Annotated in this window: 25 protein-coding genes and 1 tRNA gene; 12 read left to right on the top strand and 14 right to left on the bottom strand. The window is 64.0% G+C overall.

The window, feature by feature from the left end; translation table 11 throughout:
- Positions 1-99: 99 nt before the first annotated feature.
- The 3 genes from ilvC to AC6LKD_RS14400 all read right to left on the bottom strand — a co-directional run bounded on the left by ilvC (position 100) and on the right by AC6LKD_RS14400 (position 3,465).
- Positions 100-1,116, bottom strand: a complete 1,017-nt coding sequence (gene ilvC / locus AC6LKD_RS14410; RefSeq protein WP_013391929.1) for a ketol-acid reductoisomerase — start codon at positions 1,114-1,116, stop codon at positions 100-102.
- Between the two features lie 76 nt (positions 1,117-1,192).
- Positions 1,193-1,684 carry an acetolactate synthase small subunit gene (gene ilvN / locus AC6LKD_RS14405; protein WP_006223608.1) on the bottom strand — a complete coding sequence of 164 codons (492 nt, stop codon included), beginning with the start codon at positions 1,682-1,684 and terminating at the stop codon, positions 1,193-1,195.
- Positions 1,685-1,695: 11 nt separating this feature from the next.
- Complete coding sequence (locus tag AC6LKD_RS14400; protein WP_371818963.1) at positions 1,696-3,465, bottom strand: acetolactate synthase 3 catalytic subunit; 1,770 nt, start codon at positions 3,463-3,465, stop codon at positions 1,696-1,698.
- Between the two features lie 417 nt (positions 3,466-3,882).
- On the opposite strand from AC6LKD_RS14400, the gene AC6LKD_RS14395 reads away from it, so the two are divergent.
- The gene (locus AC6LKD_RS14395) at positions 3,883-6,105 is read left to right on the top strand and encodes an FUSC family protein (RefSeq protein ID WP_498116591.1); all 2,223 of its coding nucleotides are present in this window, start codon (positions 3,883-3,885) and stop codon (positions 6,103-6,105) included.
- 58 nt (positions 6,106-6,163) lie between these two features.
- Here the strand turns inward: AC6LKD_RS14395 and yaaA are convergent, their stop codons facing one another.
- From yaaA to AC6LKD_RS14380, 3 genes are all read right to left on the bottom strand, one after another.
- The gene (gene yaaA, locus AC6LKD_RS14390) at positions 6,164-6,934 is read right to left on the bottom strand and encodes a peroxide stress protein YaaA (RefSeq protein ID WP_207468716.1); all 771 of its coding nucleotides are present in this window, start codon (positions 6,932-6,934) and stop codon (positions 6,164-6,166) included.
- Positions 6,935-6,948: 14 nt separating this feature from the next.
- A complete protein-coding gene (locus AC6LKD_RS14385) occupies positions 6,949-7,731 on the bottom strand; it encodes a 3-hydroxybutyrate dehydrogenase (protein WP_013391925.1) in 783 nt (260 codons plus the stop codon).
- Positions 7,732-7,833: 102 nt separating this feature from the next.
- A complete protein-coding gene (locus AC6LKD_RS14380) occupies positions 7,834-9,051 on the bottom strand; it encodes a cation:proton antiporter domain-containing protein (RefSeq protein ID WP_498116590.1) in 1,218 nt (405 codons plus the stop codon).
- A gap of 267 nt (positions 9,052-9,318) precedes the next feature.
- On the opposite strand from AC6LKD_RS14380, the gene AC6LKD_RS14375 reads away from it, so the two are divergent.
- Positions 9,319-9,409 (top strand) — tRNA-Ser (locus AC6LKD_RS14375).
- Positions 9,410-9,793: 384 nt separating this feature from the next.
- Here the strand turns inward: AC6LKD_RS14375 and AC6LKD_RS14370 are convergent.
- Positions 9,794-10,147 (bottom strand): flavin reductase family protein, encoded by a 354-nt coding sequence (locus AC6LKD_RS14370; protein WP_498116608.1) that lies wholly within the window; start codon positions 10,145-10,147, stop codon positions 9,794-9,796.
- Positions 10,148-10,160: 13 nt separating this feature from the next.
- Positions 10,161-10,793: a LysE family translocator gene (locus AC6LKD_RS14365; RefSeq protein WP_498116589.1), complete on the bottom strand. Its 633-nt coding sequence runs from the start codon at positions 10,791-10,793 to the stop codon at positions 10,161-10,163.
- A gap of 100 nt (positions 10,794-10,893) precedes the next feature.
- Between AC6LKD_RS14365 and AC6LKD_RS14360 the strand changes: the two genes are divergently transcribed.
- The 4 genes from AC6LKD_RS14360 (at position 10,894) to AC6LKD_RS14345 (ending at position 14,258) form a co-directional block, all read left to right on the top strand.
- Entirely contained in the window at positions 10,894-11,346 is a 453-nt protein-coding gene (locus AC6LKD_RS14360) for an Lrp/AsnC family transcriptional regulator (RefSeq protein WP_013394237.1), read from the top strand.
- A 62-nt stretch (positions 11,347-11,408) separates the two neighbouring features.
- Positions 11,409-11,840 (top strand): DUF6841 family protein, encoded by a 432-nt coding sequence (locus AC6LKD_RS14355; protein WP_498116588.1) that lies wholly within the window; start codon positions 11,409-11,411, stop codon positions 11,838-11,840.
- 191 nt (positions 11,841-12,031) lie between these two features.
- A complete protein-coding gene (locus AC6LKD_RS14350; RefSeq protein ID WP_498116587.1) occupies positions 12,032-13,474 on the top strand; it encodes a DUF1254 domain-containing protein in 1,443 nt (480 codons plus the stop codon).
- Positions 13,475-13,484: 10 nt separating this feature from the next.
- Positions 13,485-14,258: a hypothetical protein gene (locus AC6LKD_RS14345; protein ID WP_492276143.1), complete on the top strand. Its 774-nt coding sequence runs from the start codon at positions 13,485-13,487 to the stop codon at positions 14,256-14,258.
- Here AC6LKD_RS14345 and AC6LKD_RS14340 read toward each other — a convergent pair.
- The gene (locus AC6LKD_RS14340; protein WP_498116586.1) at positions 14,255-15,262 is read right to left on the bottom strand and encodes a helix-turn-helix transcriptional regulator; all 1,008 of its coding nucleotides are present in this window, start codon (positions 15,260-15,262) and stop codon (positions 14,255-14,257) included. The two genes, AC6LKD_RS14345 and AC6LKD_RS14340, sit on opposite strands and share 4 nt — an antisense overlap.
- 229 nt (positions 15,263-15,491) lie before the next feature.
- Between AC6LKD_RS14340 and AC6LKD_RS14335 the strand changes: the two genes are divergently transcribed.
- On the top strand, positions 15,492-16,043 hold the full coding sequence (locus tag AC6LKD_RS14335; RefSeq protein WP_013394232.1) for an OmpA/MotB family protein: 552 nt from the start codon (positions 15,492-15,494) through the stop codon (positions 16,041-16,043).
- 108 nt (positions 16,044-16,151) lie between these two features.
- The gene (locus tag AC6LKD_RS14330; RefSeq protein WP_492276141.1) at positions 16,152-16,583 is read left to right on the top strand and encodes a hypothetical protein; all 432 of its coding nucleotides are present in this window, start codon (positions 16,152-16,154) and stop codon (positions 16,581-16,583) included.
- Between the two features lie 35 nt (positions 16,584-16,618).
- On the opposite strand, the gene AC6LKD_RS14325 is transcribed toward AC6LKD_RS14330, so the two are convergent.
- From AC6LKD_RS14325 to AC6LKD_RS14315, 3 genes are all read right to left on the bottom strand, one after another.
- Positions 16,619-17,581, bottom strand: a complete 963-nt coding sequence (locus tag AC6LKD_RS14325; protein WP_498116585.1) for an OmpA/MotB family protein — start codon at positions 17,579-17,581, stop codon at positions 16,619-16,621.
- Entirely contained in the window at positions 17,578-18,468 is an 891-nt protein-coding gene (locus AC6LKD_RS14320; RefSeq protein ID WP_013394229.1) for a motility protein A, read from the bottom strand. Before AC6LKD_RS14320 ends, AC6LKD_RS14325 begins: the two co-directional genes overlap by 4 nt.
- A gap of 226 nt (positions 18,469-18,694) precedes the next feature.
- A complete protein-coding gene (locus AC6LKD_RS14315; protein WP_498116584.1) occupies positions 18,695-19,258 on the bottom strand; it encodes a GNAT family N-acetyltransferase in 564 nt (187 codons plus the stop codon).
- 102 nt (positions 19,259-19,360) lie between these two features.
- On the opposite strand from AC6LKD_RS14315, the gene AC6LKD_RS14310 reads away from it, so the two are divergent.
- Positions 19,361-21,091, top strand: coding sequence for an NYN domain-containing protein (locus AC6LKD_RS14310; RefSeq protein WP_498116583.1), 1,731 nt, complete (start codon positions 19,361-19,363; stop codon positions 21,089-21,091).
- Between the two features lie 22 nt (positions 21,092-21,113).
- Here AC6LKD_RS14310 and AC6LKD_RS14305 read toward each other — a convergent pair whose 3' ends face one another.
- The gene (locus tag AC6LKD_RS14305; RefSeq protein ID WP_498116582.1) at positions 21,114-21,908 is read right to left on the bottom strand and encodes an AraC family transcriptional regulator; all 795 of its coding nucleotides are present in this window, start codon (positions 21,906-21,908) and stop codon (positions 21,114-21,116) included.
- A gap of 98 nt (positions 21,909-22,006) precedes the next feature.
- Here AC6LKD_RS14305 and AC6LKD_RS14300 point away from each other — a divergent pair, with 98 nt between their 5' ends.
- From AC6LKD_RS14300 to AC6LKD_RS14290, 3 genes are all read left to right on the top strand, one after another.
- Positions 22,007-22,273, top strand: a complete 267-nt coding sequence (locus AC6LKD_RS14300) for a hypothetical protein (RefSeq protein WP_498116581.1) — start codon at positions 22,007-22,009, stop codon at positions 22,271-22,273.
- Between the two features lie 94 nt (positions 22,274-22,367).
- Entirely contained in the window at positions 22,368-22,874 is a 507-nt protein-coding gene (locus tag AC6LKD_RS14295) for a 2-thiouracil desulfurase family protein (RefSeq protein WP_498116580.1), read from the top strand.
- Complete coding sequence (locus AC6LKD_RS14290; RefSeq protein WP_498116579.1) at positions 22,864-23,181, top strand: hypothetical protein; 318 nt, start codon at positions 22,864-22,866, stop codon at positions 23,179-23,181. Before AC6LKD_RS14295 ends, AC6LKD_RS14290 begins: the two co-directional genes overlap by 11 nt.
- Before the next feature lie 60 nt (positions 23,182-23,241).
- On the opposite strand, the gene AC6LKD_RS14285 is transcribed toward AC6LKD_RS14290, so the two are convergent.
- Positions 23,242-24,213, bottom strand: coding sequence for a tripartite tricarboxylate transporter substrate binding protein (locus AC6LKD_RS14285; RefSeq protein ID WP_498116578.1), 972 nt, complete (start codon positions 24,211-24,213; stop codon positions 23,242-23,244).
- Positions 24,214-24,254 lie beyond the last annotated feature (41 nt).

The raw sequence follows: 24,254 nt of genomic DNA, 5'->3' as shown, positions 1-24,254 counted from the left end.
GGCCAATCGACGGGAACGCCGGCAAAAAAAGCGGCATGCCCTCGCAGGCATGCCGCTTCGACCCTGATTGCGCGGGGGCTGGCCCCGCGCAGGCGTGGATCAGTTCTTGGACTTGTCCACCAGCTTGTTGGCGGCGATCCAGGGCATCATGGCGCGCAGCTTGCCGCCCACTTGCTCGATCTGCGATTCCGCGTTGATGCGGCGGCGCGAGGTCAGCGTCGGAGCGCCGGCGGTGTTTTCCAGGATGAACTTCTTGGCGTATTCGCCGGTCTGGATGTCCGTCAGGCACTGGCGCATGGCCTTGCGGGTTTCGTCGGTGACGATCTTCGGACCCGTTTCGTACTCGCCGAACTCGGCGTTGTTCGAGATCGAGTAGTTCATGTTGGCGATGCCGCCTTCATAGATCAGGTCGACGATCAGCTTCAGTTCGTGCAGGCACTCGAAGTACGCCATTTCGGGCGCGTAGCCGGCTTCCACCAGCGTGTCGAAACCGGCCTTGATCAGTTCGACGGTACCGCCGCACAGCACGGCCTGTTCGCCGAACAGGTCGGTTTCGGTTTCTTCGCGGAAGTTGGTTTCGATGATGCCGGCACGGCCGCCGCCGTTGGCGCTGGCGTACGACAGGGCCACGTCACGCGCGGCGCCCGACTTGTCCTGGTACACGGCCACCAGGTGGGGCACGCCGCCACCTTGCTTGTACGTGTTGCGCACCGTGTGGCCCGGGGCCTTCGGGGCGATCATGATGACGTCGATGTCTTCGCGCGGCACGACCTGGCCGTAGTGCACGTTGAAGCCGTGAGCGAACGCCAGGGCGGCGCCGGGCTTGATGTTGGCGTGCACTTCCTTGTTGTAGACCGAGGCGATGTTCTCGTCGGGCAGCAGCATCATGACGATGTCGGCGGACTTGACGGCGTCGGCGACTTCCTTGACTTCCAGGCCGGCGTTGGCGGCCTTGTTCCACGAGGCGCCGCCCTTGCGCAGGCCGACCACGACCTTCACGCCGGACTCATGCAGGTTCTGCGCGTGCGCGTGGCCTTGCGAGCCGTAGCCGATGATGGCAACAGTCTTGCCCTTGACGAGGGAGAGATCGCAGTCTTTGTCGTAGAAAACTTTCATGGTTGTGCTCCAGATTCCAGTATTTTGGATATTTGTTTAATTCAGATGTAGGGTGCGGCTTGGCCTGGAAGGCCGGTCAAATCTTCAAAATCCGTTCACCGCGTCCGATGCCGGACACGCCGGTGCGCACGGTTTCAAGGATTGCACTGCGGTCCAGGGCCTCCAGGAAGGCCTGTACTTTTTCCTGCACCCCCGTCAATTCGATGGTGTAGGACTTGTCGGTGACGTCGATGATGCGGCCGCGGAAGATGTCCGCCATGCGCTTCATTTCCTCGCGTTCCTTGCCGACCGCGCGCACCTTGACGAGCATCAGCTCGCGCTCGATGTGCGCGCCTTCGGTCAGGTCGACGACCTTGACCACGTCCACCAGGCGGTTCAGGTGCTTGGTGATCTGCTCGATCACCTCGTCCGAACCGGTAGTCACGATGGTCATGCGCGACAGCGTGGAGTCCTCGGTGGGCGCCACCGTCAGGGTCTCGATGTTGTAGCCCCGCGCGGAAAACAGGCCCACCACGCGCGACAGCGCGCCGGGTTCGTTTTCGAGGAGGACGGAAATCACGTGCTTCATGGGTGGCCTCCTTACAGGTCTTCAGAGCCAAGCAGCATTTCGGTCAGCCCGCGGCCGGCCTTGACCATCGGCCACACGTTCTCGGTGCGGTCGGTGATGAAGTCCAGGAAGACCAGGCGGTCCTTGTGCTTCTTGAACGCTTCGCGCAGCGCCGGCTCGACGTCCGCCGGGCGTTCGATGCGCAGACCCACGTGGCCATAGGCCTCGGCCACCTTGACGAAATCGGGCAGCGAATCCATGTAGGACTCGGAATAGCGCGAACCGTAGTCGATCTGCTGCCACTGCCGGACCATGCCCAGGAAGCGGTTGTTCAGGCAGATGATCTTCGGCGTCAGGCGGTACTGGTGGCAGGTCGACAATTCCTGGATGTTCATCTGGATGGAGCCTTCGCCGGTGATGACGGCGACGTCGTGTCCAGGATTGGCCATCTGCACGCCCATGGCGTACGGCAGGCCCACGCCCATGGTGCCCAGGCCGCCGGAATTGATCCAGCGGCGCGGCTTGTCGAACTTGTAGTACTGCGCGGCCCACATCTGGTGCTGGCCCACGTCGGAGGTGACGAAGGCGTCGCCGCCGGTCACTTCCCAGAGCTTTTCCACCACGTATTGCGGCTTGATGACCTCGTCCGAGTTGGTGAACTTCAGGCATTCCTTGCCGCGCCAGGACTCGACCTGCTCCCACCACTTGGTGATCGGGGCGGGCTTGTGCTCGGCCGCGGCGATGTCGTACTGCGCGCTGAGGTCGGCCAGGACGTCCTTGACGTTACCGACGATCGGGACGTCCACGCGCACGCGCTTGGAGATCGACGAGGGATCGATATCGATATGGATGATCTTGCGGGCGTTCTGGGCGAAGTGCTTGGGGTTGCCGATCACGCGGTCATCGAAACGGGCGCCGATGGCCAGCAGCACGTCACAATGCTGCATCGCCATATTGGCTTCGTAGGTGCCGTGCATCCCGGGCATGCCGACGAACTGGCCGCTGCTGGCCGGGTAGCCGCCCAGGCCCATCAGGGTGCTGGTGCAGGGCGCGCCCAGTTGCGACACGAGCTTGTTCAGCTCGGGCGCGGCGTTCGACAGGATGACCCCGCCGCCCGTGTAGATCATGGGCCGCTCGGCGGCCAGCAGCATCTGCACGGCTTTCTTGATCTGCCCCTGGTGGCCCTTGTTGACGGGCGCATAGGAACGCATCGAGATTTCGCCCTTGGGCGGCGTGTACTTGCACTGCGCGATGGTGATGTCCTTGGGGATATCCACCAGCACCGGGCCGGGACGGCCGGTGCGCGCGATGTAGAACGCGCGGCGCATGGTTTCGGCCAGGTCCTTGACGTCGCGCACGAGGAAGTTGTGCTTGACGCAGGGACGCGTGATGCCGACGGTGTCGCATTCCTGGAAGGCGTCCTCGCCAATGGCCGCAGTGGGCACCTGCCCGCTGATGATGACCATGGGGATGGAATCCATATAGGCGGTGGCGATGCCGGTGACGGCATTGGTCACGCCCGGTCCGCTGGTCACGAGGCAGACGCCGACCTTTTGCGACGAGCGCGAATAGGCATCGGCGGCGTGCACGGCGGCCTGCTCGTGACGAACCAGGATGTGCTGGAATTTGTCTTGCTTGAAAATCGCGTCGTAGATGTAAAGCACCGCGCCGCCGGGGTAGCCGAAAACGTGTTCCACGCCTTCATCGGCCAGGCAGCGCACGACGATATCGGCGCCATTCAGTTCCATGTTGTCATTCCTTTCAGTACCGGCCCTGCAACCCTGACTGCTGCTCGCCCGGATACGGCGGCAACTGAACCCATACCGGTTCCGACAACATGATCCGGCGCTTTGCGGCTCACGGAGCCACGCCACCCGGACACCTTGCCGACCCGGCACACGCTCGACAGAACGCAGTGCAAACGCCCCTGGGGGACGCTGGAGGTCGAAATGGAAGCCTTGGCAACACACGCTTGTGGCGCGGCCAACGGCAGGTGTAACTGCTGCGGGATGGCTGGGAGGTGACCCTGGCAATCCGCCTCAACGCACCGGTTTCGGATAGGCAGACCGGCGCAAGTGGAGCAATTTACCGCGTTGCGTCAAAGGTGGCAAATCGACCTTTCGCGGACCGTTGCAGGGAAGGTTCGGTAACTATCTGGCCCCAAAAAATTGAGCAGCATCTCTATACTTGTTTTGTCGTCCAGAACCGAGCCCCCACCCATGGATTTGCGCATTGCCAGCATTCGCCGCTTCCTCTACAGCCACTACTTCTTCGGAGGGGTGCGCCAGGGGGTGGGGATGCTGTTGCCGGTGCTGGTGCTGGGCGGCGTCTTCGGCAACTACACCACGGGGCTGGTCGCGACCTTCGGCGCGCAGTGCCTGGCCATCATCGACCAGCCGGGCGGGCCGCAGCGCCACCGCACCAACGAGATGCTGGGCGGCGCCGCGCTGGGCACCCTGACCGTCATCATCACCGGGGTCGCTTCCTCGTATCCCGTGCTGATCTGGCTGGCAGTCATTGCGCAGTGCTTCGTCTATTCGATGTTCACGGTATTCGGCAAGCGCGGCGGCCTGATCGGCTTTGCCGGCCTGCTGCTGATGACCTTGACCATGCATTCGCCGCTGGCGCCCCACGAGGTGCTGGCGCACGCCGCGGCCACGCTGGGCGGGGCGCTGTTCTACGTCGCGTTCAGCCTGGGGTTCTCGCGCCTGTTCTGGCTGCGCGAGGAGCAGCAGGCCATGTCGGTGGCGCTGTTCGCCACCGCCGACTACGTGGCGGCCCGCGCCGCCTTCTACGATGAAACCGCCGACCTGGACGACGCCTACCGCGAACTGATCCAACGCCAGTCCGTCATGACGGAAAAGCACCAGGCGGCGCGCGACATGGTGCTGCGCGCCCTGCCCCGCGGCAAGGGCCTGGGCGACCGCCAGCGCGTGATGATCTGGAACATGTTCGTCGACATGCTGCAGCTGCTGGACACGCTGGTGGCCACGCATACCGACTACGCGGCGCTGCGCCGCGCGCTGGCCGGCAGCGACTGCCTGATGTTCATGCGCGACGCGCTGGTGAAGATGTCGCTGGAGCTCAACCGCATCGCGCTGGACGTGTCGCGCGGACGCAAGGTGCAGTACCGCAGCAGCGCCAAGGCCGAGCTGCGCGCCATCGAGTACGAAATCGAACAGCTCAAACAGCAGGGCCTGGGCGAGCGCGAGCCCGAGATGCTGGCGCTGATCGTCCAGGTGCTGCGCAGGCTGCGCAATTCGGCGCGCATCGTCGACCGCCTGGCCGACCACACCGCCGCCTCGCCCGATGCCAAGCCCACCGACGTGCTGCGCATCAACAAGTCGCTGACGCGCTTCATTTCGCGCCAGGAATTCCGCGTGGGACTCTTGACCAGCAATCTGCGCCTGGATTCGCCGCACTTCCGCTACGCGCTGCGGGTGACGGCCGCCGCGGCCATCGCCATGACCCTGGCCAGCCAGTGGCTGTCGCCGGCGTTTTCCGCGCACAACTACTGGATCATGCTGACGATCGTCATCATCATGAAGCCGGGCTTCGCGCTGACGCGCCAGCGCAATAGCTGGCGCCTGACAGGCACGCTGATCGGCTGCATCCTGGCCCTGTTGCTGTTCAACCTGACCGACCGCCCGGAACTGCTGTTCGCGGCGCTGCTGGGCGCCTGCATCATGGGCAACAGCCTGGTGCAGCTGAACTATATGGCCAGCGCCACCTTCAATACGCTGTTCGTGGTGCTGGTGTTCCACTTCGTGTCGCCAGGCACGGTGTCCATGTCGGTGATCGGCGAACGCGCCATCGACACGCTGATCGGCTGCGCGCTGGCGCTGATCTGCAGCTACATCCTGCCCTGGTGGGAGGCGCGCTACCTGAAGCCGCTGGCGGCCGCGGCCACGCGCGCCAACCGCGAGTACCTGATCGCGGGCCTGCGCTACGTCGAAGCCATGCAGGCCCACGGCGCGCCCGTGGGCGCCGCGGCGGGCGAGACCCCGGCAGTGACCGACGCCGACCTGGCGTGGCGGCTGGCGCGCAAGAACGTGCACATCTCGTTCAGCAATTTCGCCGAGGCCTTCTACCGCATGATGAGCGAGCCCACCTCGCACCAAGTGAGCGTGCCAGAGCTGAACAACCTGCTGATCCAGAACCACATACTGGCCTCGCAGATCACGGCGGCCATACCCATGCTGGCCGCCCTGCCCGCCACGCCCGAGGCCGTGCAGCGGGCGCTGGCCGGCATGGTCGACCTGCTGGACGAAAACCGGGCGCAGGCGCCTACCGGCCTGCCGAACCAGTTCGAGACCGAAGGCGAGCAGGCCGCGCTGGTCTATCCGGTCAAACAAATGCTGAAGGCCGCGCACATGATCCGCCAGGAACTGCACGCGCTGGCCGATCCCACGCACGCGCCGCCAGTGGCGGCGGCAGCGTGACTACCCTGGATTGATCAGGCGGAATCGGGACGTCCCGGGCGCGAGGCCCGGGACCGGGTCAGACCTTGCGGCGGAAGACCAGCTTGTCGTCCGACGAAGCAGAGGCGTCGAACTTATAGCCTTCCAGGTCAAAACCCTGCAGGCCTTCCGGCTTGGACACCTTGTGCAGGATCGCATAACGCGCCATCAGGCCACGCGCGCGCTTGGCGTGGAAGCTGATGACCTTCCAGGCGCCGTTCTTCCAGTCCTGGAACACGCATTGCACCACGCGCGCCTTGAGAGTCTTCAGGTCGACCGACTTGAAGTACTCCTCGGACGCCAGGTTGATGATCACGGGCGCTTTCTGGCCGGCCTGCCGTTCGTTCAGGTAGCCGGCGATGGCCGGGCCCCAGTACTCGTACAGGTTCTTGCCCTTGGGCGTAGCCAGGCGCGTGCCCATTTCCAGGCGGTAGGGCTGCATCAGGTCCAGCGGGCGCAGCACCCCATATAGGCCGCTCAGGATGGCCACGTGCTCTTGCGCCCAGTCCAGCTGCTTGGCCGACAGGGTCGCGGCCTCCAGCCCTTCGTAGACGTCGCCATTGAAGGCCAGCACCGCCTGGCGCGAATTGGCCTGGGTGAAGCTGCGCTTCCAGTGGGCATAGCGCTGCACGTTCAGCTCGGACAGCGCCGGGCTCAGGCTCATGAGCTCGGAGATGTCCTCAGCCGACTTGGTCTTCAACACCTTGATCAGGCCGGCGGCCTGGTCCACGAACAGCGGCTGGGTATGCGTCTCGATGTGCAGCGGCGAGTCGTAGTCCAGCTTCTTGGCGGGAGAAAGCAGAAACAGCATTCGGGTATTCCTTTTTAGCGTGCCGTCCAGCCGCCATCGACCGAGACGGACGTACCTGTGATTTGCGCAGCGGCGTCCGAAGCCAGGAACACGGCGGTGCCCCCCAGTTGCTCCGGCGTCACGAATTGCAGCGACGGCTGCTTTTCGCTCAGCAGTTCGCGGGCGGCGGCTTCCTGGTCGACGCCGTCCTTTTCCGCCAGCGCGGTGATCTGCTTTTCAACCAGCGGGGTGCGGACCCAGCCGGGGCAGATGGCGTTGGCGGTAATGCCTTGGCCCGCCGTCTCCAGCGCGGTGACCTTCGTGAAGCCGACCACGCCGTGCTTGGCCGCCACGTAGGCCGACTTGTTGGCCGAGGCCACCAGGCCGTGGGCCGAGGCGATGTTGATGATGCGGCCGAAGCCCTGCTTCTTCATGTGCGGCAAGGCGGCGGCGGTGCCGTGGAACACGGCCGACAGGTTCAGCGCCAGGATCGCGTCCCACTTTTCGGCGGGGAAATCCTCGATCAGGGCGGTGTGCTGGATGCCGGCGTTGTTGACCAGGATGTCGATGCGGCCCATCTGGCGCACCGCGCTCTCGACCAGCTCGCGCACAGCGGCGCCCTTGGACAAGTCGGCGCCGTCGTAGATCACCTTGACGCCATGCTTGTCGGCCAGGCCTGCGCGGACCTTTTCGATCTCGGCGGCATCGCCAAAGCCGTTCAAGACGATATCGGCGCCTTGCTGGGCAAAGGCGGTGGCGATACCCAGGCCGATGCCGCTGGTGGAACCGGTGACAAGGGCGACTTTTCCTTTAAGCATGAGCATTCTCCTGTGGTCGGGCACGTTGGGCGGGCAAAGCAGGCGTCAAGTGTAGCTGCCCGGCAAGACGGCAATCATGCCATGCCCGTACGCTGCGCAGGGTCAAGCAGCGGGAGGAGGATCGCGCGGCGTGGGTGGCTGGGACGCCTCGTCCTTGGCGGGTTCCGCCGTCGGCAGATCGGCCATGCCGCCCCGGTTCTCGGGTATGCGTTCCAGCAGCTTGATCAGCATCGGCACCACGCCCATTGAAATCGCCACGATGACTGACAGCAGGTCGCGCTGTTCCAGGTTCATCAGGTGGTTGTCCCAGGCTTCATTGAAGATGGCGAAGCTGAACTCGCCGCCCTGCGCCAGCGCTAGTGCAAACAGCAGGCGGTGATAGCGCGGCAACCCCAGAAAGCGCGAAAAACCGTACAAGATCAAGGCCTTGACCAGCAGCAACGCGAACACGCCCACGAAGATGAACGGCCAGTGGTCGGCCACCACCTTCAAATTCACGGACATGCCGATGGCCACGAAGAACAGGCCCAGCAGCAAGCCCTTGAACGGGTCGATCGCCTTTTCCAGATCGTGCCGGTAGCGGGATTCCGCCATCAGCACGCCCACCAGGAATCCGCCCAGGCCGGCGGACAGGCCGGCAAAGTCAAATAATTGGGCGGCGCCCACCACCATCAACAGCGCGGCGGCGGTGAACAATTCGTTCAATTGCGCCTTGGCCGCCCATCCCAACAGCCGCAGCCGGTAAGCGGCTGCCACTACCAGCACGGCAATCAGCGCCTCTTTGAAGGAAGGCGCCGACGCGCCATCGGAACCCAGCAGGCCCGCCGCCACCAGCATCGGAATCGCGGCCATGTCCTGGAATAGCAGTATTCCCAGCGCCGACCTGCCCAATGGCGTGCGCGTCAGCACGCGCTCGTCCAGCAGCCGCAAGGCCACCGCCGTGGACGACAAGGCCAGCGACAAGCCACACAGGATCGCCGCCTGCCACTCCATGCCCGCCAGATGCCGCAGCGCCGCGCCGAACACCACCGCCAGCAGCAGGCCGCAAGCCAACATCTGCAAGGAGCCCAGCACGAAGACTTCGTTGCGCATGGCCCACAGGCGTTTGGGCGAAAGCTCCAGCCCGATGATGAACAGCATCATCACCACGCCCCACTGGGACACGTTGATCATGGTGTCCACATTGGTGACGAGCCTGAGGCAGGACGGCCCCACCAGCACGCCGGCCAGCAGGTAGCCCGGGATGGCGCCCAGGCCCAGCAACTGGGTCAGGGGCACGCACAGCACGGCCGCAAGCAGGAGTATGAGGATCAGATCCATGGGACTAGCGGTTCCGGGATGAACGCCGAGACGGATGGATGCCTGGGCAGGAACGTCAGGCATATCGGAATTCTGGGCAAAGAACGCCGCCTCCGAAAGCCGGTTGAAACCCGCTGTAGGGGACTTTCAATCACCCCCTTTACACAAACAAAAAAAATCCTGTAGAATTGCGGGCTTCGCTGCTTCGACAACGAAGATCCTTCCGACCAGGGATCTTTTGTGGAAAACCCGGCCCCCGGGTAAACCGCCGTTACGAAACCCAGCCACGGAGAGGTGGCAGAGTGGTCGAATGTACCTGACTCGAAATCAGGCGTACGGTATCCCCGTACCGTGGGTTCGAATCCCACCCTCTCCGCCAAGTATTGCAAAAAAGGCCAATCCCTCGGGATTGGCCTTTTTCTTTTTCCTTCGGACTTCATAAAAACTAAAAACGCACAGGCTCAGCGCGCGCCGGCTTGCGTGTAGGCTGCCCTGCGCCATTCCGATGCTCGCCCCGGTGGGGCTGCGCTTCGGATGACTCCGGGGTCCTCGGCTGGCAGTCGCCTAATGCATTGGTTTCGGAACCCGTTCATGGGTAGATGCCGTGAGCCGGTGGCCGGACGGAGGGATCCGAAGCGCAGCCCCACCGGGGCGAGCATCGGAATCCCGCAGTCCGGACGGCGGCGGCTCAAGAACGCTGCCTCCCATAATCGAAGTGCAGGGGCGATAGGGCTTCGAGCTCGTGGATGTCAGGGTTCTTTTTTTAGCCGCCGAGGCTACCCTGCGCCATTCCAATGCTCGCGGGCAACGGTGAGCCGTCCAGCTGGGGAAACGCCGTTGAAGCAGCTTCTTGCTGGTTCAGCGCCTTCACTTCGCCAATCACGGTCAGGTGATCGCCAGCGGCGTGTTCGGTATAAATCTCGCAATCAAGCCAGTGCGGGCTGCCGGCAATGATCGGATTGCCTAGCGGCGATTCCTGCAACTCGACTTCGTGCCGCTTGTCCGTGCCTCGCTGAGCGAATTGGTTGGAAATCTTGATCTGTTCATCCGACAGGATATTGACCACGAATCGACCCGCCCGGGGAAGTTTTGGAGGGCGCGGGCGGCGGGCATCCAGGGGATCAGGCCGATCAAGTCATCAGGACGGCGATCTGCTCCCCGAAAAGAATCAGCGCGATGACGATCATGGCCAGGCCCGAGAACTGGCTCACCCGGCGCGCCGCCGCCGGCCGCGTTTGCAGGATCGCCTTCGAGCCCAGACCCACCAAGGTGTAGATGACCGCGCAGTTCAGGATCTGCAAGATGCCCAGCGCCGTGATCTGCGTGGAAATCGGCCACGCGCCATCGCGGCTGGTGAACTGCGGCAGCAAGGCCAGGAACAGCAGGATGGCCTTGGGATTGACGCCGCTGACCGCGAAACCGCGCGCCGCCCAGGCCATCCAATGTTCCGAGGCTTGCGCATCGCCGGCCTGGGGCTCGGAGGGATGGGCCAGCACGTTGGCGCCCAGCCACAACAGATACGCCGCGCCGGCCAGGGTCAGGACGGTGAGGATGGCGGGTTCGCTCGCCACCAGGGCGCCTATCCCCGCCGCGACCACCATGGTGATCATCAGATAGCCGGTCAACATGCCCGCCACGGCGGGAAGCACTGCCTTGTCCCGCAAGCCGGCGGATATGGCATACGCCCAATCCGCGCCCGGGACGACAACCAACGAAAGCGAAACAAGCCAAAACGCCACCAGATTGCCGGTTTCCAACTGCATACCCCAAATGAACCACAGGCGGGGAATGTTATCGGCGATGAGCGGGGAAGTGCTCCCGCTATCTACCTGAAAAACCCAATATCTGGGTAGAATCTTCCTTATGGATGACTTAGATAGAAAGATTCTTGCTGAACTGCAGCAGGATGGCCGGATTTCCATCACGGACCTGGCCGAACGGGTCGGTTTGAGCCTGTCTCCCTGCCACCGGCGGCTGCGGGCGCTGGAAGAGGCGGGCGTGGTCAGCGGCTACGGCGCCAACATCAATCTGGCGGCCGTCGGGCTGAACTTCTCAGCCATCGTCTTCGTCACGATGCGCGAAGGCAGCAGCGACCGGGTGTCGGCGTTCGAAGCCGCCTTGCGCGACATTCCAGAGGTAGTGCAGGCGCAGCGGCTGTTCGGCGACCCGGACTACATGCTGCATGTCGTCACCCAGGACTTGCCGGCGTTCCAGGCGCTCTACGACCGGGTGTTGTCGGCGCTGCCGAGCGTGCTGCGCTTGCGCTCGACGCTGGTGATGAAGAACGTGCTGCGGAACCGGCCAGTGCCGCTGTGAGGCCCCGAGGGGCGGACGGCAGAGTGGGCCGCAATAGCTGAATCCAATCAGAGGAGGGCGCAATGAAGCCGATCGTAGAAAAGTTGTTCGAGCGATATGCACGCTTTTTCAACCAGTCCTTGCAAGGAGACGTGGACATGGAGGAGATGGCATCCCTTTATGCATCTGATTTCATCGCGGCGTCTCCGGCCGGCGTGATGTCCGGGAAGAACGACGACCAGCTAAGACAGGCCATGGCGCAAGGATATGCACACTATCGCGCGATAGGCACGAAGGAAATGCGGATCAGAAATATCCGGTTGTCGCCGATAGACGAACTGCATTGCGTAGCGCACGTGGCTTGGACGGCGATCTACGCGCGCGCGGGCCAGCCGGATACGCATATCGATTTTGACGTGCACTACTTTGTCCAATTACTGGATGGCGCGCCCAGGGTTTTCGGTTGGGTGTCGGGCGACGAGCAGGCAGTGCTGAGGAAGCACGGCATTGTCTGACCCGGGCATTCTGCCCACCGGAAGCAGGTCCATTGCTTTCGCGCCCGCCCGTTGGAGGGCGTGGCGCAAAATGAGTGGCGAGCCGATTTCCCTTCTCCTACGCTGCGGGTGTTTCTTTCTTCGCTGGGCAATGGCTGTCCAGGTTTGTGTCTGTTCCACGTTTTTATAAGTAATTCTGTCGGAGCATGTGAATGAAGCTAACACGTCGAGAATTCAATGCCGGTGGCGTCGCCTTGCTGGCAACCGCCACCCTGGGCGCTTCCGCACGCGCGGCCGATGGCCTGGTCGCCAATTTCCCGGAAGGCGATGAGCAGTTTGCACTGGCGACCGAAGCCTATATTTATGCTTATCCCCTGGTGACGATGGAGATGACCCGGCGGGTTATCACCAACGTCGCGGAGCCCAAGGGCACCCGCGCGCCCATGGGGCATCTCATCAAGCTGCGCCAATATCCCGACGCCAAATTCCGCGACGTGACCGCGCCGAACGCCGACACCCTCTACACCACGGCCTTTTTCGATGTGGGCGACGAGCCCTGGGTCGTCAGCCTGCCCGACCTGGACGACCGCTACGCGCTGTTCCCGATGCTGGACGGTTGGACGACCGTGTTTGACGTGCCTGGAAAACGCACGACGGGCACCGGTCCGCAAACCTTCGTGGTGACGGGCCCAGGCTGGGAGGGGACCATTCCCAATGGCATGACGCAATACAAGTCGCCGACCAGCATCGTGTGGCTGCTGGGCCGCATCTACTGTTCAGGCACGCCGGAAGACTATGCCAAAGTCCATAAGCTGCAAGACGAAGTAAAGCTCTGTCCCCTCAGCGCCTGGGGCAAGAACTGGAATGCGCCCCAAGGCAAGGTCGATCCTGCCATCGATATGAAAGCGTCCGTTCGCGATCAGGTCAACAACATGGACGCGATCGAATACTTCACCTTGTTTGCCAAGTTGCTGAAAAGAAACCCGCCGAGCGCGGCGGACGCGCCCCTGGTGGCAAAGCTGGCATCGATGGGTATCGTGCCGGGCCAGGACTTCGACAAATCCAAACTCGATCCCGCTCTTGCCAAACGTGTTCCGCAGGTAGGTTTCGGACGGATCATGACGCACTTCAAGTCCAGCGGCGGCGACATCCAGGACGTCGATGGCTGGGGATTCACGACCAAGACCGGTATTTATGGCACCAACTATATCCAGCGAGCCTTGATCACCGCGATCGGCCTGGGCGCCAACCGGCCCCAGGATGCCATCTATCCCACGTCCCTGAAGTCGGATACCGGCGCAATCAAACGCGTCTACAATGGTTCGGAAAAGTACGTGCTGTCGTTCAAGAAGGGGCTTACGCCGCCGGTTTCCGGATTCTGGTCATTGACCATGTATGACGCGGACTACTTCTTTGTCGATAACCCGCTCAACCGTTATTCCATCAGCGCGCGCCAGCCGCTGAAAGCAAAAGCGGACGGCTCGATCGACTTGCTCATTCAGCACGAATCTCCCGGCCCAGGCCTGGAGTCGAACTGGCTGCCGGCGCCCAAGGGGGAATTCATCCTGATGATGCGCCTGTATTGGCCCAATGAGAGCGATCCTTCGATCATCAACGGATCCTGGACCATTCCGCCGGTAAGAAGAGTCAGCTGAATCTCTAACGATGAAAAAGAAGATCACAGGCTGCCTGGTTTGCGGATTGCTCTATGCCGGTTCCGTGGCGGGCGCGGAAGGGGAGTCTGCCGCGGCAGACTCCCAGCCTTCCAGCGAATGGAAGTTTTCGGTCACGCCGTATTTCTGGGCAGCCGGACTGTCGGGCAAGACCTCTCAGTCGCGTTCCCCCGTCATCGATTTCGACGCGGGATTCGACAAACTGTTCGACAACCTTGACTTCGGAGCCATGCTTATCGGCGACGCGCGCAAAGGTCGCTACAGTATTTTCGGCGATTTGATCTACACGAAAATCGGTTCGCAGGGCGATACGCCGCACGGTATTCTGGCCACCAGCGCAGAGGTGCAGACGTCGACGTTTGCGGGGCTCATCGGAGTCGGTTATTCCGTCCTTGAAAACTCGCCACACCAGTTGGATGTCGTGGCGGGCTTGCGGGTCTGGTCGGTCGATACCGACGTCACCTTGAAAGGCGCGCATCTGAATGGCAGAAAAACCAGCGACGGCGCCACCTGGGTCGACGGGCTGGTAGGCGTGCGGGGAAACTACGTGTTGACCCAGAAGTTCTACATCACCGGCTGGGGCCTGATCGGTGCAGGCGGCGCCGATGCGGACTGGGATGTAGGGCTGGGTGTCGGCTACAACTTCAGCAAGAGCGTATCCGCCGCCGTCGGCTACCGCGCCCTGGGCGTGGATTACAACCGCGGCGGTTTCAAGTTCGACGCGGTGCTGCAGGGGCCGATGGCGGGTTTGACGATTCGTTTCTAGCCTGTCTTCTGACTCAGCCGATACTCATGCGGCGCCAAGCCGACGGCATTGCGAAACGCGCGAGCGAAATTCGCCGGACTGGAGTATCCGAATTCCGTTGCAATCTCGGTGATCGAGGCATTCGTCCCCGCGAGCAATTCCTTCGCGCGGCGCATGCGGATGACGTTCACGAGTTCTCTGAAGTCCGAGCCGCTATCGCGGCGCAGCACCCGTTGCAGCGTCCGCACGCTGCTGCCCAACGCCCGCGCCGTGCTGTCGATCGATACGACGCCGCTTTGGACCTGTGCGCGGATATGCGCGACGACCACTCCCAGAAAGTTTCCCAGGTCGGCAGGTTCCAGAAGCACCCGCGCGACGTCATCGATCGTCACCAGGCGCGACCGAATGCCCGCCTTGGCCGGGCGCTGCAATAGGCGGGCATCAATGCAGACGGCTACGGCTTCGGTCTCGAACACGACGGGGCACAGGAAAGTATCCTCGAAAGGGGCGGACGCCGTTGGACGGCGTATATCCAGTTCAATCTGAATGGGAAGAAAGTCCGCTCCCAGATAGGGGCGCAAAAGGCTGAGCAACACTACCGCGGTGCCGGTTGCAATATGCGCGTAGCCGCGACGGCCTCGCATGGCATGGAAATAGCTGATTCGGGCAATGCCCTGTTCTATCGTGAGCTGCAACCGGTCGCCTGTGCTGTGATAGCCCAATGAGGACGCGGCCCGCGCAATCGCCTCGCCCAGGTTGTCGGCAGCCAGGACATATTCTCCCCAGCGGCCATAGGTCGTGAGCGACAGGCACGGGGCGGCAAGCAGGGCCAGGTTGGCCTCTCCGGAACGCCGTTCGATCTCCCACAGGAAGTCTGTCATGACGACCTGAGGAATGAAGCATTCCTGGTTCTCGATCAGCTCGATATCAAGCATCACGGCTTCTTTGGCATACCTCAAAACCCTGTCGCCGAATGTATGCCTGACCAGGCCGGATACGCCTGCCAAGGTCGTGACTGATTTCACGGGAGGAGCCAGAACGCCGGAACCTGGATAGGGTCGACAGGACGCTGGCGTCAAATGAGTGGTGACTTGGTTCACTTCTGACTACCTTTGCCATGTAGTTACGTGGAACCTGTCAACTCTCTTTTTTGAGACTTGCAGAGGTCGGTCCTGTCGTGCGAATCCAATATTACATTCGGCGGAACGAGCCAGCCGCTCGCGCTGCCGTTTTACAACATCGGCGGAGAGAAATATGAAACCAGGCAAACTTGCTGTAATGGCGTGCTTAATGCTGGCGGTCTCGGGTTGTGTTACCAAAAAGACCTATGACAAAGAAGCCCAGATGGCGGCTGAGTATGCCGCCCTCAACCAAAAGCTCACGGCAGAGTTGAGCGGCGATCGCGCGCAGATCACGCAATTGCAAAATGAGCTCAAGGTGACGATGGTCAACGAGATACTTTTCCCGGAAGGCGGCTGGAGGCTTAGTCCGAAAGGTGAACAGACTCTCGCAAAGATTGCCCCTACACTTTCCAATCTGCCGGGGCAGCAAGTCGTTGTGCAGGGATACACCGATAACGAACCCATCGGCCCGGAGCTGAGATCGCAGTTCCCCTCCAATCTCGAACTGTCATCCGCAAGAGCGGACAACGTCGCGCGTTTCCTGACCTCTAAGGGCGTTCCGCCGAATTCGATTTCGGCGCAAGGCTTTGGTGAAGCTCGCCCCGTGGCGAGCAACTCGACGCCTCAAGGCAAGGCGCAGAACCGGCGTGTCGAGATCGTGATTACGTCTGCCGGACGTCCGTAGCCCATTTTTTCCAGCCAGAGCGCGCTTGTGAACGAGGCCTGGGATTGTTCCGGATTTGAATGTTGGGGAAATTCTCTGATCGGACGATCCAGGGCCGGGAGGCGCGGCATGATTTGGGAAGATGATTGGCTTTGGGGTTTGCCATTATTCGTCGCAACTATCGTCATGCATGTCACGGCATTCATGACCATGGCCAGGATTCTGGCTGCTGCGCCGTCCCATTGGGGCCAAAGCAAGATTCTCTTTGGCTTATCCGTTGCAATCTTTGCATTATTTGCGGCGGTCCTCCACGCTTTAGAGGCGTTTGCGTGGGCTTTGCTCTATGTGCACATAGGCGCCGTCCATAGTCTTACCGAAGCAATGCTCTATTCGCTGGAGGCCATAACAAGTTATGGGCACGCGCCGGCGTTCCTGCCGCCTCATTGGCAGTTGGTCGGAGCCATTGAGGCGGTGAACGGGCTCATTCTATTTGGCCTCACCACGGCATTCTTCTTTGCCGCGATCCAGAACGATCGATCAAGAAGCATAAGAATGCCGTAGCGCACCACTTGTGCGTGCTGCGGCCGTTCGATCGCCTAGCCTTGGCTGGCGTTGCTTGCCGGCGCGGCAGGCGCCGCACTCTGCGCCGCCTTCTGCGGCGCCGTGATGTCCATGATGAGTTCCACGCGCCGGTTGGCTGCCCGACCGGCCTGGGTGTCGTTGGACTCGATGGGGCGGGTCTCGGCATAGCCCACGGCGCGCAGGCGCTGGGCCGATACGCCGTCGCGGACCAGCTCGCGCAGCACGCTGGTGGCGCGGCTGCTGGACAGTTCCCAGTTGGACGCGAATTGCCGGGTCTGGATGGGCACGGGGTCGCTGTGGCCCTCGACCGAAACCTGGTACTCGTTCTTGTTGAGGATGGCCGCCAGGCGCTTGATCACGTCCAGGCCGGTGGGGCTGAGCGTGGCCTGGCCGGACGGGAACAGCAGTTCGTTGCTGATGCGGAAGCTGACGGACTGTTCGTTGATGATCACGTCTACCGATTTGCCCAGGTCGCCCAGACCCAGCGATTCCTTGGAAGGCGCTCGCAGCGGCGGGGCGGCTTCGGCGACGACCTCGCCCTCCTGGGCGGGTTGTGCCGAGGCGGCGGCTGCGGCTGCGGCGACCGCCGGGGTCTCGGCCTGCGCCCAGCTTGCGGGAATCTGCACGGCATCGAATTCGGAGTATTCGCCGTCGTAGGCGGGCAGGCCGCTTTCGGCCAGTGTGCCGACCAGTTCCACGGGTTGTTCCGACTGGCCGAAGGCGCCGCCGTGCAGACGCGTGAGCGCCAGCAGCACGACCAGCATGGCCAGCAGCAGGGTGATCAGGTCCAGGTAGCTGAGCAGCCAGTTTTCCGAGTCTTGCTCGACGGTCTCTTCGACGTGCCAGCGGGCGTAGCGGTCCTTGCGGTCGCTCTTGCTGGGACGCCAACCGCCGTTGGCCGCGGTTTTCTCGGCGCGTAGCTGGGCCTGGCGGGCCTGTTCGATCCGCTGCGCCAAGGTGGGGGAAATCAGGCTCATTGGCGCGCGGCGGCAGGGCGGGCGATGGAGACGGGCTGGGTTGCGGGCTTGGCGGCGGACTTGGCCTGGCCTTCCGTCTTGGCTTGCGCGGCGGCCTGGGGTTTGGCGTCCGCGCCGCCGTCGTAGATCTCGTCCTCGACGTGCATGACGAAGGAATTCAGGGTTTCACGCACCACCGCCGGGCCGCGCTTCTCGCACATCATGGCGATGCCCTGCAACACCATGTTCATGGATTCGACGCGCCTTGCGGTGCGGCGTTCCAGCTTGAGCGCGATGGGTTTGCACACCAGGTTGGCCAGAAGGATGCCGTAGAAGGTGGTCATCAGGCCGATCGCCAGTTGCTGGCCGATCATCTGCATGCTGCCGTCGCCCAGCACCGACATCAGGTTGATCAGGCCCACCAGCGTGCCCAGCATGCCGAAGGCCGGGGCGAAGGTGGCCATGACCCGGAACATCTGGGCTTCGGCCTGCTCGCGGGCGCGCAGCCGGGCCACGCGCCATTGCAGCAGTTCGATGATCTGGTCTTCGGGCGTGTTGTCGATGATCAGCTGCACGCCGGTGCGCAGGAAGGGGTTACTGACCTTCTTGAGTTCCTGCTCGACCTTGCGGACGTCGGTGTTCATCCACAGCTGGGCCATGGACACCAGCTCTTCGATGTCGCGCTGCTGGTCGTGCTGGTCGTTGCGGAAGACGGTGCGCACCAGCTTGAAGACGCGCAGCACTTCGGACAGCGGGTAGGCGATGAACACGGCGGCCGCGGTGCCGCCCAGCACAATGGCCAGCCCGGGCAGGTTGATATACATGCCGGGGTCGGTGGCGGCCAGGGCCACGACGATAACCAGGGTGAGCAGGCCGACGGCGGCGCCGATGACGGTAGACGGATTCATGGATCTTGCCCGATAAACATAGGCATTCCATGCGCGGAATGCCGGACTTTCGGGAATTCTAGCCATGACGCGCCCGGGTCAATTGGCCGGAAAAAGGGGCGAAAAGGGCGGTAAGCGGCGGCTTGGACCGGCTATCGGGCCGGCGCGATCCAGGAAATAATGGGGACGGGTTTATTCATCAAACGCCCGCCGCCTGCGCCGGCGTGCTTGCGGCCTTGCGCCGGCCCTAGCGGCTTTGCCGGGCCAGCCATTCCTCGCGGGTGATCTCCCAGATTTCAGTAGGGAGGCGGCCGCTGACGTAGCCGCGTTCCTCGGTACCGACCAGGCGCATGCCCCCGCGCTCCGAAATCTTGCGCGAGGGGACGTTGACGGCGGCTTTGGGCGCGCGCAGCAGCGGCTTGCCCAGCACCTCGAACCAGTAGGCGGTGGCGGCTTCGCTGGCCTCGGTCATGTAGCCGTGGCCGTGATGGGCGGGGTCCAGCCAGAAACCGCGGTTGTTCCAGGGATCGTCGTCCATCAGGCTGACGATGCCGATCAGGCTGCCGGGCGCCTGGCGGGTGCGGATGGACCAGTGCCACTCCTTGCCCCGCCGCATCGCAGGGATCGCCACTTGCTCCAGATAGTGGCGCGCGCCGTCGGGCGGGTAGGGCCATGGCACTTGATCGACCAGGTAGCGCACCACTTCCCACTGCGGAAACAGGCGCTGGATGGCCTCGGCATCGCCGATTTCCAGGGGCTGCAGGACGAGACGATCGGTGGCAAGCGCCGGGAACAAGGGAGCTTCTGGCATGGCTGCTGGGTAGGTGCGCCGCGGATGGGCGGCAGATATGTATATCATGAGCGTCATCTGGCGGCGTCTCGCCCGACAGCCGCCATCGCATTGGAGCAAAACATGAATACCCCCAACGAAAACGTCAGCATGGCGCTTTTCTGTGATTTCGAGAACGTGGCGCTGGGCGTGCGCGACACCAAGTACCAGAAATTCGACATCCGGCCGGTGCTGGAACGCCTGCTGCTCAAGGGCAGCATCGTGGTCAAGAAGGCCTATTGCGACTGGGAACGGTACAAGGAATTCAAGGCCCCCATGCACGAGGCCAATTTCGAACTGATCGAAATTCCGCATGTGCGCCAGTCCGGCAAGAATTCGGCCGACATCCGCCTGGTCGTGGACGCGCTGGACTTCTGCTACACCAAGTCGCACGTCAACACCTTCGTGATCATCAGCGGCGATTCCGATTTTTCGCCCTTGGTGTCCAAGCTGCGCGAGAACAATAAGAAGGTGATCGGCGTGGGCGTGAAGCAGTCCACCTCGGACCTGCTCATCGCCAACTGCGATGAATTCATCTTCTATGACGACCTGGCGCGCGAAGGCCAGCGCGCGGCGGACGCGCGCCGAGACAACCGTGGCGGCGCCGGCGCAAGCCAGCAACGCCGCACGCCCGACGAAGAGCGCCGCCGCAAGGAAGAGTTGGAGGCCCGCAAGACCCAGGCCGTCGAGATGGTTGCGGAAACCTTCGAAGCGCTCATGGCCGAGCGCGGCGACAGCGGCAAGGTCTGGGCGTCGGCCCTGAAGGACGCGCTCAAGCGCCGCCGGCCGGATTTCAACGAGTCCTACTACGGCTTCCGCGCCTTCGGCAACTTGCTGGACGAGGCGCAGTCGCGCGGCCTGCTGGAAGTCGGACGCGAGGAAAACGCCGGCACCTATGTGTACCGCGATAGCGCAAGCGGCGCGCCGGCCGCGAATCGCTCCGCCGCCGATGGCGCCTCCCGTTCCGCCCCGGCCCGCCAACCGGCTGCGGCCGACGCCGGCGATGCGCAAGGCGGCGCGGCCCAGGAAGAATCCCGCTCCCGCTCCGGCCGCAAGTCGCGCGGCGGGCGCAAGTCGGGTGGCGAGGGTAGGGGAACCGGCCAGGTCGCCGAGCAGGGCGCCAGCGGCGAAAACGCTGTGGCGCCGGCCGAAGCTTCAGCCGTAGCGTCTTCCCCCGAGGCTGCCGAAACTGACTCCGCAACGCCGACCAAGGCGCCGGCGGCAATCGCCGCGCAATCGCCGGCAGCAACGCAAGCAAGCGCCCAGGCCGACGCCGCCAGAAAGGCTGGCGAGCAAGCGGAAGCCGCCAGGGTGGACGCCTTGCGGGCCGACGCACTGGTTCGGGCGCAGGAGTCCAAGCCTGTCCAGCCCTCGCGCCTGCCGCCCATGCCCAAGCCCTTGCCGCAGGCGCGCCAGCCGCTGCCGGCCGTGAATATCGCTGAATGGACCTTTGCCCCGCCCGCCGCGGAAAGCCGCAGCCAGCCCGCGAGCAAGACGCCTGCCAAGATATCCGATCCGTTCGAGGGCGGCATGGTCAGGACTGCCGTCAGGGAAGAGCCCAAGGCCAGCAAGCCCGTCGCGGACCAGCCTGCGGCGGAAGCGCCCGCAGCTGACAAGCCCGCAGCGAAGCGCGCCGCGACCCGCAGCCGCCCCGCGGCCAAGAAGACCGCCGCCAAGACTGCGCCTGCGAATCCGGCGCCGGCCGAGCCGGCTTCCGAGGCTCCCGCCAAGCCCGCCCGCAAGGCTGCCAGCAAGACCGCCAGCAAGGCAGCTCCCCGCGCGCGCCGGGCCAGCAAGACGGCCGAGGAATCCTGAACCAGGCTTCAGGGCTGAGCGTTTAGCCGCCCGGGCCGTTGTAGCGGCCCGGCGTGCCGCCCAGTTCGCGCTTGAACATGGCGATGAAGGCGCTGACGTTGTCGTAACCCAGTTCCAACGCCACCGTGGTCACGGCGGCGCCATCCGCCAGCATTTCCTGCGCCCGCATCAGGCGGGCGCGCTGGCGCCATGCCCCCAAGGTCATACCGGTTTCCGCCAGGTAGCGGCGCGCCAGCGTGCGCGGCGACATGCCGATCGCGGCGGCCCATTCCTCCTGCGTCCGCACGTCCGAAGGTTGGTCCGACAGCGCAAGCGCCAGCCGCTGCAAGCGCGGGTCGCGGGGCAGCAGCAGCGCCTGGCCGGCTTGGGGCAAGCTCCTGATTTCATCCCAGATCACTTCAATGAGGCGGTTGCGCGCCGGTCCCATCGTGTCGTCGCCCCAGGATGCGGCGCGGTCCACCGCGGCCACCAGCAGATCCGAGGCATGCAGCACGCAGGGCGCAGCGGGCAACCCGGCGCAGGCCGCGGGACTCAGATACGCGCTATAGCCGGCGTAGACGCCGTGCGAGTACAGCCCATGCGGCTGGTTGGGGGGAATCCAGACGGCTTGCCGGGACGCCACCACCCATTGCAGGTCCCCCGCATACACCGTCAGCAAGCCCCGATAGGCGCCCAGCAACTGCCCTCGCGCATGCTGGTGCATGGCGGTGTGGCGCAGCGCGCCGTCCTGGCTGCGCACGGCGATCAGCCTGGGGCCGCCGCGCGACCGGGCGCGTTGGGGATCGAGCAAAGGAGGGCTGGGAGCAGGGATTTCCATTGGCAGAAAAACCGTATTGAATGGCTGAAGCTACGCAGACCTGCCATGCGGGTCCCGTCTATCGTAACGCCTGTATCGGACACCAACAGGAGTTGAACATGAAGGCATGCGACATCTTGCCGGACGGCGTCGAACGAGGCGATTTCAAGGGCGTGGAGGTCAGGAAGGGGACCGTGGGGGCTTTCCTCGCGAACGCCCGCGTCTGCCTCGACCCGCAGGCGCCGGCCCAAGCCGTGGCCGTGGCGCGGCAGGACATCCAGGAGGCCTTGCCCGCGTTGAACGCGCTGGGCCTGTTCGAAGTGCTGCAAGTGCGCGATCCCGCCCTGCGCGCCTGGATGCGCGACAGCGGCGCGGCCGGCTGCTGATCCCGGGGCTGGCGGGCAGCCAGGCTGCCAGGCAGGGTGCTCTATCATGCATGCTTTGGATCCGGGCCTGGCAGCCCAACACGTCGGATTACGCATGCAATACGTTCTGGTCAGTTCCTGCCTCTTGGGCAACCCCGTGCGCTACGACGGACGCAGCGCGTCCCACGACAACCCCGTGCTTGGCCGGTGGCGCGACGAGGGGCGGGTGGTGGCCGTCTGTCCGGAAATGGCGGGCGGCATGCCGGTCCCGCGCCCGCCCGCCGAGATCGAGCCTGCCGCCGACGCGGCGGCGGTGCTGGCCGGCCGCGCCCGCGTCATGGCGGTGTCGGGCGAGGATGTGACCGTGCCCTTCGTGCACGGCGCGCGAGCGGCGCTGGAGGCCGCGCGCAAGCAGGGCATCGGCATCGCGGTGCTGAAGGAGGGCAGTCCTTCCTGTGGCAGCGGCTACGTGTACGACGGCCATTTCGCCGGCCGCAAGCAGCCCGGCGTGGGCGTGACGGCGGAACTGCTGCAACGAGCCGGCCTGCGCGTCTTCAGCGAAAAGCAATGGCAGGAAGCCCAGGCCTGTCTGGACGGCCTGGAGGCGGCCGATGGGCGTTGACGTCGGCGACCTGCTGGTGCTGGCGGCCGTGGCGGGCTGCGCGGTCCTGGCGTGGAAGGCCGCGGTGCGCGCGGGACGCAGCAAGGGCCTGCTGCGCGTGGCCGGCGCGGCCAGCCTGGCCTTGTCCGCCTTCTTCTTCTACGCCTGGTACGCGCAATACCTGAAGTGGGACTTCAACGAGCTGGGCCGCTATTACGACCCGGTCGACCAGGTGGTCTACACGGATGCCGGATTCGTCTGGGTTTTGCCCGCTGGCGCCTTGCTGGCCGTCGGCCTGCTGTGCGCCTGGCGGGGCTGGCGGCGCTGAACCGCCGCATCCCCGAACTCCCGAATCCCGCCGCGTGGGTTGCCGGCCTGCGGCCTGCCCCTATTCGCTGCGGATGTTGGCCTGCTTCACGATCAGGCCGTTGTCGGCATATTCCTTCTGCACCTGGGCCGCGAACTGCTCCACCGTGCCGGGCGACATAATGTTCAGCGCGTCGGTCAGCGGCTTGCTGATGTCCGGCATGGCGGCGATTCGGTTGATCAGGCCGTTCATGCGCTTGCGGAAATCCGGGCTGGTGCTGGCCGGCGCGAAAAAGCCGAAGGTGGAAGTCATGTTGGCCATGGGATAGCCCAGTTCGGCCAAGGTGGGCGTGCCGGGCCGCGCCGGCAGCCGGGCTGGCGAGCCCACGGCCAGCAGGGTGAGCTTGCCCTCGTCAATCAGCGCATTGACCGGGCCGGAGGCATTGACCAGCATCAGCGTGAACTGGCCGCCCAGGGCGTCGGGCACCATCTGCGCCATGCCCTTGTACGGCACGTGCGTGATGCGCACGCCCGCCTGGCCGTTGATCTGTTCCAGCATCAAGTGTCCCAGCGATCCCACGCCGGCGGTCGCGAGCGACAGGCCGCCGGGATCGGCCTTGGCCTGGGCCAGCATGTCCTGGAAGGACTTGCCCGTGAACTTCGGGCCGCCCACCAGATAGACCGGTGAATACATCACGGACGCCACGGGCGCCAGATCCTTCAAGGGGTCATACAGCGTCTTCATTACATGCGGCGACAGCGTGACCGGGCTGACGGCGGTGAAGGCCAGGGTGTTCTCGTCATGGGCTCGCGCCACCGTGTTCATGCCTATCATGCCGCCTGCGCCGCCGCGGTTTTCCACCACCACCGGCCGGCCCAGTTCCGCCGCCAATTTCTGCGCGAAGGCGCGCGCCGTGTTGTCGACGATGCCGCCCGCGCCATAGGGCACGACGATGGTCATGGCCTTGGCGTCGGCCTGCGCCTGCGCGGCGGCCGAGAACGCGCAGGCCGCGCCGATGGCGCACAGCCCCGCGATCCGCTTGAGATTCAACATGCTTTCCCCTTGTCATGCCCGGCAGCCTATCCGCCGGGACG

The organism is Achromobacter sp. D7-1 (genome assembly GCF_059760445.1).
The sequence above is the reverse complement of the archived record's forward strand: the minus strand, read 5'-3'. Positions and strand labels throughout refer to the sequence as shown.